This is a genomic window from Curtobacterium sp. Leaf183 (assembly GCF_001424385.1).
Lineage (GTDB): Bacteria > Actinomycetota > Actinomycetes > Actinomycetales > Microbacteriaceae > Curtobacterium.
In genome coordinates, this window is record NZ_LMPO01000008.1 from 248563 (window position 1) to 263347 (window position 14785).

The following is a 14785-nucleotide window of genomic DNA, read 5'->3' on the forward strand; positions in this document are numbered from 1 at the left end:
AGCCAGGGTGCCTGAGCATTCCACCCGGCAAATTCGTCCGCTCGGGTCAGCCGGGTGTCCTCCACATTCGCTAACCCGCCGGAACTGTCCACACCGGAGGCCCGACGCACCTCCCCGACGACGGTTCACCGCGAGCATCGGAGCATGACCGCCCGAACTCGACTTCCCCTGGTGTTGCGGAACGCCTCGTTCCGCGTTCGGGACGCCCTCCGCCGTGGGGTCTCGCGCGGCCGGCTCGATGCGAATGACCTCGAGCGACCCTTCCACGGCATTCGGTCCGCGACGATGCCCCGCTCCGTCGAAGAGCGCGCTCGAGCTCTCGCTCCTCGACTCCGTCCAGATCAGGTGTTCAGCCACACCACAGCGGCCGCGATCATCGGCATCCCGCTACCTCGTCGCGCCGAGCGGGAAGCGCGGCTGCACGTCACGACCATCGGTACGGACCAGGCCCTCCGCGTCCGCGGCGCAATTGGGCACCGAGCTCGCCTCGGCACCGTCCGGAAGACCGTCTCGCGCGGTGCACCGATCAGCACGCCCGTCGACACGTTCGTCGCGCTCAGCACGATGTTGAGCGTTGACGAGCTGGTCATCGCCGGTGACGCACTGGTCGGGTGGCTCGGCTGGGTCACGATCGACGAACTCCGGGTGGCCGTGCGACGTCGGCGCGGCTTCCGGGGTGTCCGACGTCTCCGCGATGCACTCGCCGAGATCCGACCAGGGTCGCGCTCCCCCGGCGAGACCCGAACCCGTCTTGCACTGACCCGAGGCGGGCTCCCCGAATCGGCTCTGAACCACGACGTCGTCGTGGACGGGGTCTGGATCGCGTGTGTCGACCTCGCGTTCCCCGAAGCCCGGGTGGCGATCGAGTACGAGAGCGACTTGCACCGGACGGATCCAGCGACGTTCAAGAAGGACCTCACGCGGGGCGAACACCTCAAGGACGTGGACTGGTGGTTGGTCCGCGTGACAGCTGACGACGTCGGGAGGCAGGTCGAGCGCTTCGTTGCCCGGGTCCGGAGACTCGTCATCGAGGGGAGGTCAGGGCGGCATGACACGCGATCCAGCGCGCTGCCGCAGCCTATTGGTTGACGCTTCAACCATTTGGGTGCACAATGGCGTAGCATCAACTTCGATGCGGGCGCATGGATTGGGGAATCCGGTCTCGCGTCGAACAACGAACTCCGTCGTCCTGGAAGGACACCACCATGGCTCTCACCGCATCCGCCATCCCCGGCTACGTCGCCGGCACCTGGACTCTCGACCCGACCCACTCCGAGGTCAGCTTCTCGGTCCGCCACCTCGCGATCAGCAAGGTCAAGGGCAAGTTCGAGCGCTTCGACGCCAAGCTCGTCACTGCTGAGAACCCGCTCGACACCACCCTCGAAGCGACCATCGACGTCGCCAGCATCAACACCAACCAGGAGCAGCGCGACCAGCACCTGGCGACCGGCGACTTCTTCCTGACCGAAGAGCACCCGAACATGACCTTCCGTTCGACCGGCATCCGCGAGGACGGCGACGACATGCTCATCGACGGCGAGCTCTCGCTCCGTGGCGTGACCAAGAGTGTCACCCTTAAGACCGAGTTCGGCGGCGTGACCACCGACGGTTACGGACAGACTAAGCTCGGCGCCGAGGCGAAGACCAAGATCGACCGGACCGAGTTCGGCGTGAACTGGAACGCCGCGCTCGAGGCCGGTGGCTTCACGCTCGGCAACGACGTGACCATCAACCTCGACGTGCAGTTCGTCCTCCAGGCGGCCTGAGTCACCTCGCTCTGAAGCTTGGCGGCGGCTCCTGAACGACGCCGGCGCACCGCACTGAACGAAGCCCCGACACCTCCCGAGGTGCCGGGGCTTCGTCATGCCTGCGGAAGCGCGCAGCTGAGCCGAGCCTCCTCACCGAACCGCACCACTCTCGAACGGGCGGAAACGCACACCCGCACACCGGCAGGACCGGGGTCTTTCGCCCGTTCGTGTTCCCGCGGTTGCGCTCGTCCGAACGGCCCGCGCGCAGCACGGCCGAGCGCCCCCGCGAGAGCCTGGTCACAACAGCGCATACCCGCGTACCGCAAACGCACATGCCCCCCCGAGCGGGCGGAAAAATGCTCTCGCGTTCCTCGAGACCGAGGCGTTCCTCCCGCTCGCGGTCCTCGCGGTCCTCGCGGCTCGCGGTCTTCGCTGGCGTCTCAGGTGGTGGCGGCGCCCCGGTCGCTACCGCAGCGAGGTCCCCTGCAAACCGGACGTCACCGGGCAGGCGCAAGCGGACCAGCGCGCGAGCGGGCGGAAGCGCGGCCTCGTGGGACGAAGGACCCTGGCACTCCGCCCGCTCGGGATTCGGGGGGAAAAAGACGTCACGCATACGCGTCACGCACACGCGCCACGCACACGCACACGCACACGCGCAGGCGCACCCGCAACCGCCCGGACGCGCGGCCGTCCGCCCGCGCCCCCACCGGCCCCGAGCGCGCGTAGGTTGGGCGGCGGGAATCGGCCGGGCGACCCGGCGGTTCCACCCCTCACCGAGCACCACGCCACCAACCGACGCCAAGCACCACGCGGTCACCCGACACCGGGGCACCCGGACGAACAGGAGCACCACCATGGCCACCGACTGGATCGCGCTGCAGGCCCTCGCGGCCGCCGAGTTCGGCCGCCGCGTCGCCGCCGTGACCGACTGGGACGCGGCGACCCCCGACTCCGAGTGGACCACCCGCGACCTCGTCGCCCACGTCATCGACGAACAGCGGTGGATCCCCCGGCTGCTGACCGGAGCCGGCCACGACCCGGCCGACCACGACCACGACCACGAGCCGGCCGACCACGACCACGACCACGACCCGGCCGACCACGACCACGACCACGCGAACCCGGCAGACAGCAGCCCGACACAGCACGACGAGACAGACCAGCACGACCAGCACGACCAGCACGACCAGCACGACCAGCACGACGACGACCTCGAGCCCATCGGTGACGACCTCGTCCTCGCCTGGGACCGCTTCGCGAGCGCCGCCACCGAGGCCTGGCGTCGCGCCCCGAAGGACGCCCCCGTGCACCTCGAGACCGACGTGGTGACGGCGGGCGAGTACCTCGCCGAGCAGACGAGCGACATCACCATCCACACGTGGGACCTCGCGCGGGCCACGGGCACGGACGACTCGCTGCCCGACGAGCTCGTGCAGGCGGTGTGGCAGCACTTCGAGCCGCAGATCGAGTCCCTTGCATCCACCGGCCTCTACGCGGCACCGGTCGAGGTCCCCGACGACGCCCCGCTCCAGGTCCGCCTGCTGGCCGTCACAGGCCGCGATGCCAGAGTGGCGGCATGAGCGACATCCAGACAGTCCGCCTCGGCGGCACCGGCCTCGAGATCAGCAGCGTCGTCCTCGGGATGATGTCCTACGGCGACCCGGACCGCGGCTCGCACGCGTGGAGCGTCGGTATCGACCAGGCACGGCCCTTCGTCCGACGGGCGTTCGACGCCGGCATCACCGCGTTCGACACCGCGAACGTGTACTCCGCGGGCAGCAGTGAGGAGATCACCGGCACACTGCTGCGTGAACTCGGCCCCCGCGAGGACGTGCAGGTCTTCACGAAGGTCTTCAACCGGATGCGCCCCGGCCGGAACGGCGCCGGGCTGTCCCGCGTGGCGATCATGCACGAGATCGACGCGTCGCTGCAGCGCCTCGGGACCGACTACGTCGACCTGTACCAGATCCACCGGTTCGACCCGCAGACGCCGATCGCCGAGACGATGGAGGCCCTGCACGACGTCGTCAAGTCCGGCAAGGCGCGGTACATCGGCGCGAGCAGCATGTGGGCGTGGCAGTTCGCCGAGATGCAGCACACCGCCGAGTTGCACGGCTGGACGAAGTTCGTGAGCATGCAGGACCAGTACAACCTGCTCGAGCGCGAGGAAGAGCGCGAGATGCACCCGTTCTGCGAGCAGAGCGGCGTCGGGGTCATCCCGTGGAGCCCGCTCGCCCGCGGCAAGGTCACCCGCCCGTGGGACTCGGCCGGCTCCGGCTCGCGGTCGGACACCGACGAGTTCGGCAAGACCCTGTACCGCCAGGACGAGGACGCCAACCGCACCATCGTGGGCGAGGTGCAGCAGATCGCCGAGGACCGCGGCGTGAGCATGGCCCAGGTCGCGCTGGCCTGGGTCGCCGGCAAGTCCGCCGTCACGGCGCCGATCATCGGTGCGACCAAGGAGCACCACATCGACGACGCGGTGGCCGCCTCGGCGATCACGCTCACCGACGACGAGGTGACGCGACTCGAGTCCGCGTACACGCCCCGGGTGCCGTCCGGTTTCTGACGCACCCACAGAACCGACGGGAGGCCCGGTGCCAGCTGGCACCGGGCCTCCCGTCTGGTCTGGGGTGCGGACTCAGGCCGCGGGTGCGGCGCCCTCGCGCTCCAACCGGGCGATGCGGGCGAGCGCTGCGCGCTCGGTGCCCGTCTGGTTGCCGAGCACCGCGCCGATGCCGTCGAGCACCAGGCCCGTCGCGCGTCCGACGGGGAGTTCGACCGGTCCGATCCCCGGTGCCCGCAGCCCGAGCATCGACCGGTGACGCGGATCGAGGGTCGAGGCCGCGCCCTGGAACAGCGCCTGGTAGCCCGGCCGGAGCATCCGGGCCAGGGGCGGGTTCTTGATGAAGCGGATGACCTCGCGGGTGCGGGCGGTGACGGCGAGTTCGCCGCGGTCGAGGTACCCGTTCATCTGCGCGCGGAGTTCGGCCTCGGACTCGGGCGGGTCCTCGACGCGCATGAGACGTCCGGCCGTCGCCCATTCGCGCACGTATGCATCGGCACCGCCGGGAATCGGGTCGCCCCACTGCTCGGCAGCGCGGAGGAACGCATCGGTGAAGGCCAGGTGCACCCAGCGGGCCAGGTCGGGGTCGTTGGCGGTGTAGTCCCGCGTCACGCCGTGTCCGTCGACGTACTGGCCACGGACCTTCTCGTGCAGGCGCAGCACCCACTGGCTGGCCCCGGTCGCGGTCGCGGTGTCGCCGTGGGAGACCGTGTAGATCCAGCGGATGGTGCCGGCCAGGCGACCGAAGGGGTCCTCGCGGTAGCGGGAGTGGTCGGCGACGCCGGCGAGCGCGCCCGGGTGCATCGCCTGGACCAGGAGCGCGCGGACCCCGGCCACGATGGTCTGCTTGCCCCCGTGCACCGACCAGGTCGCCGAACCGGGGCCGAAGAACCCCGCGTCGGTGCCCTGTTCGAGCTCGTCGACCCACGCCGGCCGCTCCGTGGAGCTCCCGGTGAAGGTCGTGTTGAGCCGGGAGCGGAAGGCGTCAGAGACGAAGGACATGCCGCCATCGTCCGTCGTGCTCCTGACATTCCCCCGGGCACGTCCCGCTAGGTTGGGCGGGTGAGCATCGACACGCCCCGTCCCTGGCTTGCCTCCTACGCACCGGGAGTGCCGCACGACATCGAGGAGCCCTCCGGGTCGCTCGTCGACCTCGTCGAGCAGTCCGCGAAGCGGTTCCCGAAGAAGGTCGCCCTCGAGTTCTTCAAGCGCACCACGACGTACGCCGAACTCGAGGACCAGATCGCCCGGGCGGCGAACGGCCTGCGCAAGCTCGGCGTCGTCGCGGGTGACCGCGTGGCCCTCGTGCTGCCGAACTGCCCGCAACACGTCGTGGCCTTCTACGCGGCCCTGCGACTCGGCGCGGTGGTCGTCGAGCACAACCCGCTCTACACGCCGCGTGAGCTCCGGCACCAGTTCGAGGACCACGGCGCCCGCGTGGCGATCGCGTGGGACAAGTCGGTCGCGACCCTGCAGGACTTCCCCGCCGACGTCCGTCTCGACGCGATCGTGTCGGTGGACCTGACGAGGGCGATGCCGCGCTCGACCCGGCTGGCGCTCGCGCTGCCGGTGGCGAAGGCCCGCGAGTCGCGCGCCAAGCTGACGACGACGGTCCGTGGCACGACGACGTGGGACGACCTGGTGTCCTCGCGGCGGTTGCCGCGGAAGCACCCGCGACCCGGCACGTCCGACACGGCGCTCATCCAGTACACGTCCGGCACGACCGGCACGCCGAAGGGCGCGGTGCTGTCGCACGGCAACCTCATCGCGAACGCCGCGCAGGCACGCTCGTGGGTGCCGCAGATCCAGCCGGGCGACGGCAGCGTGGTCTACGCGATCCTGCCGATGTTCCACGCCTACGGGCTGACGCTCTGCCTGACCTTCGCGATGAGCATGGCGTCCCGCCTGGTGCTGTTCCCGGCGTTCGACCCCGCGCTGGTCCTGACCGCGATCAAGCGGAACCCCCCGACCTTCCTGCCCGCGGTCCCCCCGATCTACGCGCGGTTGCAGCACGCTGCAGACGCGGCGAAGGTCTCGCTCCACGGGATCGAGATCGGCATCTCCGGCGCGATGGCCCTGTCGGCGGACGTCGTCGAGCCGTGGGAGGAGCGGACCGGCGGCTACCTCGTCGAGGGCTACGGCCTGTCCGAGTGCTCGCCCGTGCTCATGGCGAACCCGGTGTCCGACGCTCGTCGCATGGGCTCGATCGGCCTCCCGCTGCCGTCGACCGAGGTGCGCGTGGCCGACCCCGACGACGCCACGCAGGTCCTCGGCACCGGGCAGCCCGGTGAGCTGCAGGTGCGTGGCCCGCAGGTCTTCAGCGGCTACTGGGGCAAGGCCGAGGCGACCGACGAGGTGTTCACCGCCGACGGCTGGTTCCGCACCGGCGACATCGTCGAGATCGACGACGACGGGTTCGTGCGGATCGTCGACCGGCTCAAGGAGCTGATCATCACCGGTGGGTTCAACGTCTCGCCGACCGAGGTCGAGGACGCGCTGGTGAAGCACCCGAGCGTGCGTGAGGTCGCCGTCGTCGGCATCACCCAGGGCGGCAACGAGCAGGTCGTGGCCGCCGTCGTGCCGGTCGACCCGTCGTCGTTCGACCCCGATGCCCTGCGGGCCTACGCGCGGGAGCACCTGGCTGCGTACAAGGTGCCGCGTCGGGTCGTCGTGGTCGAGGACCTGCCGCGTTCGATGATCGGCAAGGTGCTGCGCCGGAAGGTGCGGGACGGGATCCTGGGGTAGGACCCGCCGTCAGGACGAGCGGCGGTCGCGTTGCGTGTCCGTCACGACACGTGGACGCTCGGTCGTCGCGAGACCTCGGGTTCGGCTTCGCGCAGGACCTCTCTGGTGACGGGTGCGACGTCGCCGACGCCCGTGAACACGAACCGGATCGCGTTGCGGATCGGGCTGCCCTCGTTCCACTCGAAGTAGACGCTCGGGACGACGCCCGCGATGTCGCGGATGGCGAGCAGCGTCGATGCGATCGTGTTCGGCACGTTGCCCGACCGGACGCGCAGCACGCGGTGCCCCTGGACGACGTGGCCTTCCACCACCAGGTCCTCTTCGAAGTCCGAGGAGTCGGCCGGGAGGACCTCGAGGAACATCGTCGGGACCCGCGCCGGGATGCCGGAGTCGCGCCGTTCCTCGCGTCCCTTCGCGCGGTAGGCAGCAGCGGTGCCGGCGCCGGGCTCGTTCGCGATGATGCAGACGGAGCTGAACTGGTCGGCGTCGGCCTCGACGAATTGGCGTGCCGTGGCGTCCAGCTCGATCGACGACGCGCGGAGCTCGAACGACCGGCGCACCCGGGAGACGAGGGACACGACGACGATGGCGATGATGAACACCGCGGCGATCCGGACGCCGTCGGGCCGCTCGATCACGTTCGCGATGGTCGTGTAGACGAAGACGACAGCGATGACGCCGAACCCGATCGTCCGTTTCTTCTGCTGCCGGCGCCGGGCCGACAGGGTCACTGCGACCGCCGCGCTCGTGATCAGCACGAGCACGCCGGTGGCGTACGCACCGCCCTGGGCGTCCACGTTGGCCTGGAAGATGATCGTGATCACGAAGGCGATGAGCGTGAAGATGATGACCAGCGGCCGAGTCGCGCGAGCCCACTGTGGCGCCATGCCGTAGCGGGGCAGGAACCGCGGCACGAGGTTGAGCAGGCCGGCCATGGCGCTCGCACCGGCGAACCACAGGATCGCCACCGTCGAGAAGTCGTACACCGACCCGAACACGCCGCCCAGGTACTCGTGCGCCAGGTACGCGAGCGCCCGACCGTTCGCACCACCGCCCGGCTGGAACTCGCGCTGCGGGATGAGGAACGTCGTCACGATCGACGACGTGATGAGGAACGTGCTCATGATGACGGCCGCGACGGTGAGCAGCCGCTTGGTCCCGCGGATGCGCCCCTCTGGTCGGGGGCTGGTGTCGTCCGAGGCGTCGCCGCGGACCTGGGGCATCACCGCGACACCGGTCTCGAAACCGGACAGGCCGAGCGCGAGCTTGGGGAACACGATCAGCGCGATGCCGATCATCACCAGGGGGTTGCTGTGCTGCGCGGTCAGGCCGCTCCACCAGTCGCTCGCCACGGCCGGCCGCTCGACCACGTGCCAGAGCGCGACACCGATGACGACCGCGTTGAGGACGAGGTAGACGGCGACGAGTCCGACGGCGATGCCGATCGCCTCCTTGAACCCACGCAGGAAGACCACGCCGAGCAGGAGCAGCAGCGCCAGGGTCAACGGCACCGGGATCTCGGTGAACCAGTGCGGGGTGAAGGGGTTCTCCGCGATGTGCGCCGTGGCGTCCGCTGCCGACAGCGTCATCGTGATCATGAAGTCGGTGACGGCGAACCCGAGCAGCACGAGCACGAAGAGCTTCCCCGCCCACCAGGGCAGCAGCTTCTCGAGCATCATGATCGAGCCGGCCCCGCGGAAGCTGTCCTGCGCCACCCGGCGGTACACGGGCAGCGCACCGAACAGCGTGACGAGCACGAGCACGATCGTCGCGATCGGCGAGAGCAGCCCGGCGGCGAGCGCGGCGATGGCGGGCTGGTACCCGAGCGTCGAGAAGTAGTCGACGCCGGTCAGGCACATGACGCGCCACCATGAGTGCGTCTTCTCCACCTCGACCTGGTGGGGGCCCTGGTGATCGGCGCCGCGGTCGGAGCCCTGCAGCATCCACCGCCGCAGCCGTACGTTCCGGTCGGACCGGGGCGCGCGGGCGGCCGGGGTGGTGCGCTCGGCGTCTGTCGCGGTCATGGGCCCTCTCACTGCCGGGACGTCGGGGACCCGACGAACTGGATTCGATCGTAAACGGTCCGGGTGCCGCGTCGCGCGCCACCCGGACCGGGCTGTGGAGAACCGACTACTTGGCGCTGATGCGGGTGTACTTGTTCACGGCCCAGGGCACGAACACCGCGAGCATGACCGCGATGCCGACGAGCACCGTGACGACCGGGTGCTGCATCGTCCAGATGTCGGGGACCGGCGCCGAGCCGACGTTGCCGAACAACTCACGGGCGGCCTGGACCAGTGACGACACCGGGTTCCACTCGGCGAAGACCCGCAGGACGAGCGGCAGCGTGTCGCTCGGCACGAAGGCGTTCGACACGAAGGTCAGCGGGAACAGGATCATGAACGAGGCGTTGTTGATGACCTCGGGCGTCTTGACGCTCATGCCGAGCAGCGCCATCACCCAGCTGAAGGCGTAGCTGAACAGCAGCAGCAACGCGATGCCGGCCAGGAACTCGAGTGGTGAGGAGTTCACCCGCCACCCGACCGCCAGCCCGGTCAGCATCATGATGACCATCGAGATCGTGTTGAGCACGAGGTCGCTGTTGGTGCGTCCGACCAGCACCGCCGATGCGGACATCGGCAGCGTGCGGAACCGGTCGATCAGCCCCTCCTTCAGGTCCTGGGCCATCGCGGAACCGGAGAAGGTCGCACCGAAGACGACCGTCTGGGCGAAGATCCCGGCCATCAGGAACTGCGTGTAGTCGGTCCCCTGCACGGCGATCGCGCCGCCGTAGACCTGGCTGAAGAGCAGCACGAACATGATCGGCTGCAGCACCGCGAAGACGAGCATGTCCGGCGACCGCTTGATCTTGATGAGGTTCCGCTTGGTGACGGTCCAGCCGTCCTCGAACCAGACGGCGAGCGGTGCGGTCACGACGACCGGCAGCTGCCGGCCCGGCGCCGTCACGGTGGCGGTCATCGCACACGCTCCTCGGACGCGTCAGCCCGTCCCCGGGAGCGCGCAGCACCACCGGCACCAGCACTCGCACCAGCACCAGGACCGGCACCGCCACCGCCCGGCCCGTCGCCGTCGTCCTCGGTCGCCGCGTGGCCGGTCAGCCGCAGGAACACGTCGTCGAGGGTCGGTCGTCGCATGCCGGCGTCGTGCAGCTCGATGCCCGCTTCACCGAGGTCCGCCAACACCCGTTGCAGCGCCGCAGGACCGGCGTCGACGGCGATCGCACGGGTCCGTCCGTCCCCGGAGACCTCGACCTCACCGGTGCCGTACCGCCGGAGCACGGTCGTGGCGGCGTCCCCGTCGGCGTCGTCGACCAGGGTGACGACCACCCGGTGCCCGCCGACCTGCGCCTTGAGCTGGTCGGCCGTGCCCTCGGCGATCACGGTCCCGCCGTCGATCACGGCGATGTCGTCGGCGAGCCGGTCCGCCTCTTCCAGGTACTGCGTCGTGAGGAGCACGGTCGCCCCGTCAGCCACGAGGTGCTCGATGATCCCCCACAGCGCGAGTCGACTGCGGGGGTCGAGCCCCGTGGTCGGCTCGTCGAGGAACAGCACGCTCGGGTTCATCACGAGCGCCCCGGCCAGGTCGATACGCCGACGCATGCCGCCGGAGAATCCCTTGACCGGTCGGTCGCCGGCCTCGGACAGGTCGAACACGTCGATCAGCTCACGCGCACGCTGTCGGGAGGCCTTGCCACCGAGGTGGTACAGCCGCCCGATCATCTCGAGGTTCTCGAAGCCGGTCAGGTTCTCGTCCACGGCGGCGTACTGCCCGGACACCCCGATCGAGCGCCGGGTGGCCTGCGGGTCGGCGACGACGTCGATGCCCGCGATCGTCGCCGTGCCCGCGTCGGGCTTGATCAGCGTGGTCAGCACCTTGACCGTGGTGGTCTTGCCGGCGCCGTTCGGCCCGAGCAGCGCCATGACGGTGCCCTGCGGGACGGACAGGTCGAGGCCGGCCAGGGCGTGCACCGGCCCCGACTTGGATCGGTAGGTCTTGGTCAGCCCGGAGGCCTCGATGATCGCCATGCCGCCACTCCTTCGTGGACCGTGCAACAGGTCCGTAGACCGTGCGGGTGGGAGGGGTCGGCAGCGACCGGACGTCAGATGTCGAACCCGCCACCCATGTCGCCGCCGAAGTCGTCGAAGCCACCGCCGCCTCCGAAGTCGGAGCCGCCGCCGTCGTCCCACGACGCGTTCTCGGCACCAGTGTCCCCCGAACCGCCGTCACCCGCATCCCCCGATCCGCCGTCGGTGCCGCCGTCACCCGAGGCGTCCGTCCCACCGTCGAACCCGGACGGGTCGGGCAGGAAGGCGCTCATCAGCGTCGAGCCGATCACGTACCCGGCCACGGTGCCGAGGATCGACGCACCGAGCATGCCGCCGAACGAGGGTCCCTGGCGCTGGCCGAACCCGCCGCCGCGGCCGTTCATGCCACCGTTCATGCCGCCGAGCGAGCGCTCCATGAACCCGGGCTGCCGGATCTCGGAGCGGGTCGCCGCCTGCGCCAGGGAGCGCGGGTCGTCACCACGCGGGGCCTCACCGGCGGGTGCGGTGCGGGTGAACTCGTCGTAGACCATCCGGCGCTGTTCGGGCGTCAGACGCTCGAAGGCCTCGGCGTGCACCTCTTCGATGCGCTCGGGCGGCGCGGTCTTCAGCAGGTAGCGGTACCGCTCGACGGCTTGTTCGTCCTCCGAGCGGGCACCACCCGACACACCAGCACCGGCAGGCGGTGCCGCGTTGTACGACTGCTGACCGTACTGGTAGCCCTGCTGCTGGGGCTGGCCCCAGGTCGGCGGCTGCTGCGGCTGCTGCGCGTTCCAGCCCTGCTGCTGCGATCGGTCCTCACGGCCGAGCAGGCGGTCGAGGAATCCCATGTCGATGCTCCTTCGGCACGGACACGATGCCCGTGGAGTTGCCACAGTAGGGTCGCCGGACGACCGATGACTGTGTGGCTGCACAGAATGCGGTGCACGTCCGCCAGGAGCGGACTGGAGGCTCGGGGCGGTCCCGCCCCGAGCCTCCAGTGCGGCGGTTCAGCGGTGGGCGCGGAGCGCACCCATCCAGACCGCGTGCAGTTCGTCGGCCGCTCCGGGGTGGGCCACCAGGAAGGGCGCGCCGAGCTCGGGGAACCCGGACACCGGTCCGTCCTCGGTCATGACGACGCCGCCGGCCTCGTGCACGAGCAGCACCGCGGCCCCGTGGTCGACCGGGTTGAACGCCGACACGCAGCCGCCGATCCCCCGGCCGGCCGCGACCTGCGCGATCGTCAACGTGCCGGAGCCCTGGACCCGCAGCGTGCAGGACCGGGCGGCGAGCGCGTCGAGGAACGCGCCGAACCCGGGCCAGGGCAGGTGCCCGTCGAGCTCGGTGCCGACCACCGCTCCGGCCAGGGGTCGGGGCACGTCGTCGAGCCGGAGCTGCCGCCCGCGGATGGAGGCACCACGACCGCGACGAGCCTCGAGCACCTCGCCTCGCCAGGGGTCCGCGACGACTCCGACGACCGGACGTCCGCTGCGGGTCAGACAGAGCGACATGCTCGTCCACGGGATGCCGTTCGCCAGGTTCGTGGTGCCGTCGACGGGGTCGAGGTACCAGCGGTGCTTGTCGCCGGGCGCCTCGCCGTACTCCTCGCCGACGAAGCCGTGCGTCGGGAACGCGGCACGCACCCGACCGCGGACGTGCTGCTCGACGAGTCGGTCGACGTCGGTCACCAGGTCGGCGGGGTGCGCCTTCGTCGAGACGGTGCCGACGGGGTGTTCACGGGTGAACGCGATGACCTCGTGCGCGATCCGGTGCGCCAGGGCCTGTGCGCGCGATGCCACCTCGGTCTCGGTCGGCTCGCGCGCGGGCTCCGGCCACCCGTCGCGCTCGGCGGCGGTCAGCGCGGCACGGACCAGCGCCAGGTCGTTCGTGGTGATCGAGTCGGCACCGAGCCGCGCGGCCCACAGCGCGGGTTCGGGGTCGTCGACCGTCCACACGGAGACCTGCAGGCCGAGGTCGTGCGCCGCCCGCACCGTCCGCGGGGTCAGGAACGCGACGTCGAGGTTGAGCGTCGACGGGGTCAGCTCGACCAGGTCGGCCGGCGTCGGGGGCAGGAGCGACTCCCACGCCAACCAGACGTCCGCGTCCGGCAGGACCGAGCGCACCGCGTGCATCGCCTCGGGAGCCCCGCACCAGGCAATCGTCACGTCTGCTTCGGACCCGGCGACGGTGGACGCAGCGACCACGGCGTCCACGGGGTCGGTCAGGTCGACGAGCAGCACTGACTGACAGCCGTCCAGCCGTTCGAGGACGGCGTCGAGCCGTGGGATGCGGTCGAGTCCGTTGCCCAGCCGCGCGAGGTCGCACCAGGACACCTCGGACACGTGTCGGGCGTCACCCCACAGTCGACCGAGGGTCTCGTCGTGCAGCAGCACGGCGACCCCGTCGGCGGTGCGGCGGACGTCGACCTCGATCGTGTCGGCGCCGAGCGCCTCGGCGACCGCGACGGCGGGCAGGGTGTTCTCGCGGCGGACACGCGGCGCGCCGCGGTGGGCGACCAGGCGCGGCAGGCGCGCCCGGGACCCGCCGTCGTGCTGCGTCTCGAGCGTCGGGAGCGTCTCCGTGGTCATCTGGGGCCCTCCACCAGCACGCCGTCGCGGTAGACCAGGACCGACCCGAGCCGGACGCCGGTGGTGCTGCCGACCGCGGGCGGTGCACCGGTGACGAACGCCCGCAGTTCGGCGTCGCCAGCGGCGAGCACGACCTCGGCGAAGTGCCCGCGAATGAGCACGCGCGTCACGGTCGCCGTGACCGGCGCGTCGGGGACGAGGGTCACCTGCTCCGGTCGGACCAGGACCTCGTCGCCGTCGGCGAAGGGCGTGCGCACATCGGCCAGGAACGCGCCGCGCACGGTGCTCGTGGCACCGATGAACGACGCCACGAACCGTGTGCCCGGCCGAGCGTAGAGGTCGGTCGGTGAGGCCACCTGCTCGATCCGGCCGTCGTGCATCACGGCGATCCGGTCCGACACGCTCAGCGCTTCGTCCTGGTCGTGCGTGACGATCACGGTCGTGATGCCCAGCCGCTGCTGGATCCGGCGGATCTCGTCGCGCACGCTCACGCGGAGCTTGGCGTCGAGGTTCGACAGCGGCTCGTCGAGCAGCAGCACGTCGGGCTCCTGCACGATCGCCCGGGCCAGGGCGACACGCTGCTGCTCGCCGCCCGAGATCGCCGTCGGCTTCGAGGTCGCGTGGTGCGTGAGCCCGACCAGCTCGAGGGCTTCGCGGACGCGCTCGGCCGTCCGCTGCTTCGACACGCGGCGGGTGCGGAGCGGGAACGCCACGTTCTGCGTGACCGTCATGTGCGGCCAGAGCGCGTAGTTCTGGAACACCATCGCGCTCGGTCGGCGCTCCGGTCCCAGGTCGGTGACGTCGGCGCCGCCCATCGTCACGGTGCCGCCGTCGACGGGCAGGAAGCCGGCCACCATGCGCAGCGTGGTCGTCTTGCCGCAGCCGGACGGGCCGAGCAGCGCGACGAGCTCGCCCTTCGCCACGTCGAGGTCGATGCCGGCGACGACGTCGCGGCCGCCGAGGGACTTGGTCAGCCCGCGCAGGGCGAGTCCGCCGCCGGTGGTCCGGCCGTCGGTGGGCCGCCCGCCGGTCTGGAGGCTCGGTGCGGGGTCCGCGACGAGCGTTGCGTCCGTCATGGGGTCGCCTTTCGTGCTG

General features: G+C 70.8%; 12 protein-coding genes. 5 read left to right on the forward strand and 7 right to left on the reverse strand.

Features of this window, described 5'->3' with window-relative positions; translation table 11 throughout:
• The first annotated feature begins 285 nt into the window (after window positions 1–285).
• The 4 genes from ASG04_RS07550 to ASG04_RS07565 all read left to right on the forward strand — a co-directional run bounded on the left by ASG04_RS07550 (window position 286) and on the right by ASG04_RS07565 (window position 4317).
• A complete protein-coding gene (locus tag ASG04_RS07550; RefSeq protein ID WP_156463571.1) occupies window positions 286–1089 on the forward strand; it encodes a hypothetical protein in 804 nt (267 codons plus the stop codon).
• A gap of 116 nt (window positions 1090–1205) precedes the next feature.
• Window positions 1206–1766 (forward strand): YceI family protein, encoded by a 561-nt coding sequence (locus ASG04_RS07555; RefSeq protein WP_056122041.1) that lies wholly within the window; start codon window positions 1206–1208, stop codon window positions 1764–1766.
• 836 nt (window positions 1767–2602) lie between these two features.
• Window positions 2603–3328: a maleylpyruvate isomerase N-terminal domain-containing protein gene (locus tag ASG04_RS07560; RefSeq protein WP_056122043.1), complete on the forward strand. Its 726-nt coding sequence runs from the start codon at window positions 2603–2605 to the stop codon at window positions 3326–3328.
• Window positions 3329–3333: 5 nt separating this feature from the next.
• Window positions 3334–4317: an aldo/keto reductase gene (locus tag ASG04_RS07565; protein WP_056123786.1), complete on the forward strand. Its 984-nt coding sequence runs from the start codon at window positions 3334–3336 to the stop codon at window positions 4315–4317.
• Between the two features lie 72 nt (window positions 4318–4389).
• Here the strand turns inward: ASG04_RS07565 and ASG04_RS07570 are convergent, their stop codons facing one another.
• On the reverse strand, window positions 4390–5316 hold the full coding sequence (locus tag ASG04_RS07570; RefSeq protein WP_056122045.1) for an oxygenase MpaB family protein: 927 nt from the start codon (window positions 5314–5316) through the stop codon (window positions 4390–4392).
• 60 nt (window positions 5317–5376) lie between these two features.
• Here ASG04_RS07570 and ASG04_RS07575 point away from each other — a divergent pair, with 60 nt between their 5' ends.
• The gene (locus ASG04_RS07575; RefSeq protein WP_056122047.1) at window positions 5377–7059 is read left to right on the forward strand and encodes a long-chain-fatty-acid--CoA ligase; all 1683 of its coding nucleotides are present in this window, start codon (window positions 5377–5379) and stop codon (window positions 7057–7059) included.
• Window positions 7060–7100: 41 nt separating this feature from the next.
• On the opposite strand, the gene ASG04_RS07580 is transcribed toward ASG04_RS07575, so the two are convergent.
• From ASG04_RS07580 to ASG04_RS07605, 6 genes are all read right to left on the reverse strand, one after another.
• Complete coding sequence (locus ASG04_RS07580) at window positions 7101–9083, reverse strand: hypothetical protein (protein WP_056122049.1); 1983 nt, start codon at window positions 9081–9083, stop codon at window positions 7101–7103.
• Between the two features lie 106 nt (window positions 9084–9189).
• Complete coding sequence (locus ASG04_RS07585; protein WP_056122051.1) at window positions 9190–10038, reverse strand: ABC transporter permease; 849 nt, start codon at window positions 10036–10038, stop codon at window positions 9190–9192.
• Entirely contained in the window at window positions 10035–11105 is a 1071-nt protein-coding gene (locus ASG04_RS07590; RefSeq protein WP_056122053.1) for an ATP-binding cassette domain-containing protein, read from the reverse strand. Before ASG04_RS07590 ends, ASG04_RS07585 begins: the two co-directional genes overlap by 4 nt.
• A 74-nt stretch (window positions 11106–11179) precedes the next feature.
• Window positions 11180–11953, reverse strand: a complete 774-nt coding sequence (locus ASG04_RS07595; protein ID WP_056122054.1) for a hypothetical protein — start codon at window positions 11951–11953, stop codon at window positions 11180–11182.
• A 159-nt stretch (window positions 11954–12112) separates the two neighbouring features.
• Window positions 12113–13690, reverse strand: coding sequence for an inositol monophosphatase family protein (locus ASG04_RS07600; protein ID WP_056122056.1), 1578 nt, complete (start codon window positions 13688–13690; stop codon window positions 12113–12115).
• Entirely contained in the window at window positions 13687–14766 is a 1080-nt protein-coding gene (locus ASG04_RS07605; protein ID WP_235515475.1) for an ABC transporter ATP-binding protein, read from the reverse strand. The genes ASG04_RS07600 and ASG04_RS07605 overlap by 4 nt, the downstream gene beginning before the upstream one ends.
• Window positions 14767–14785: the final 19 nt, after the last annotated feature.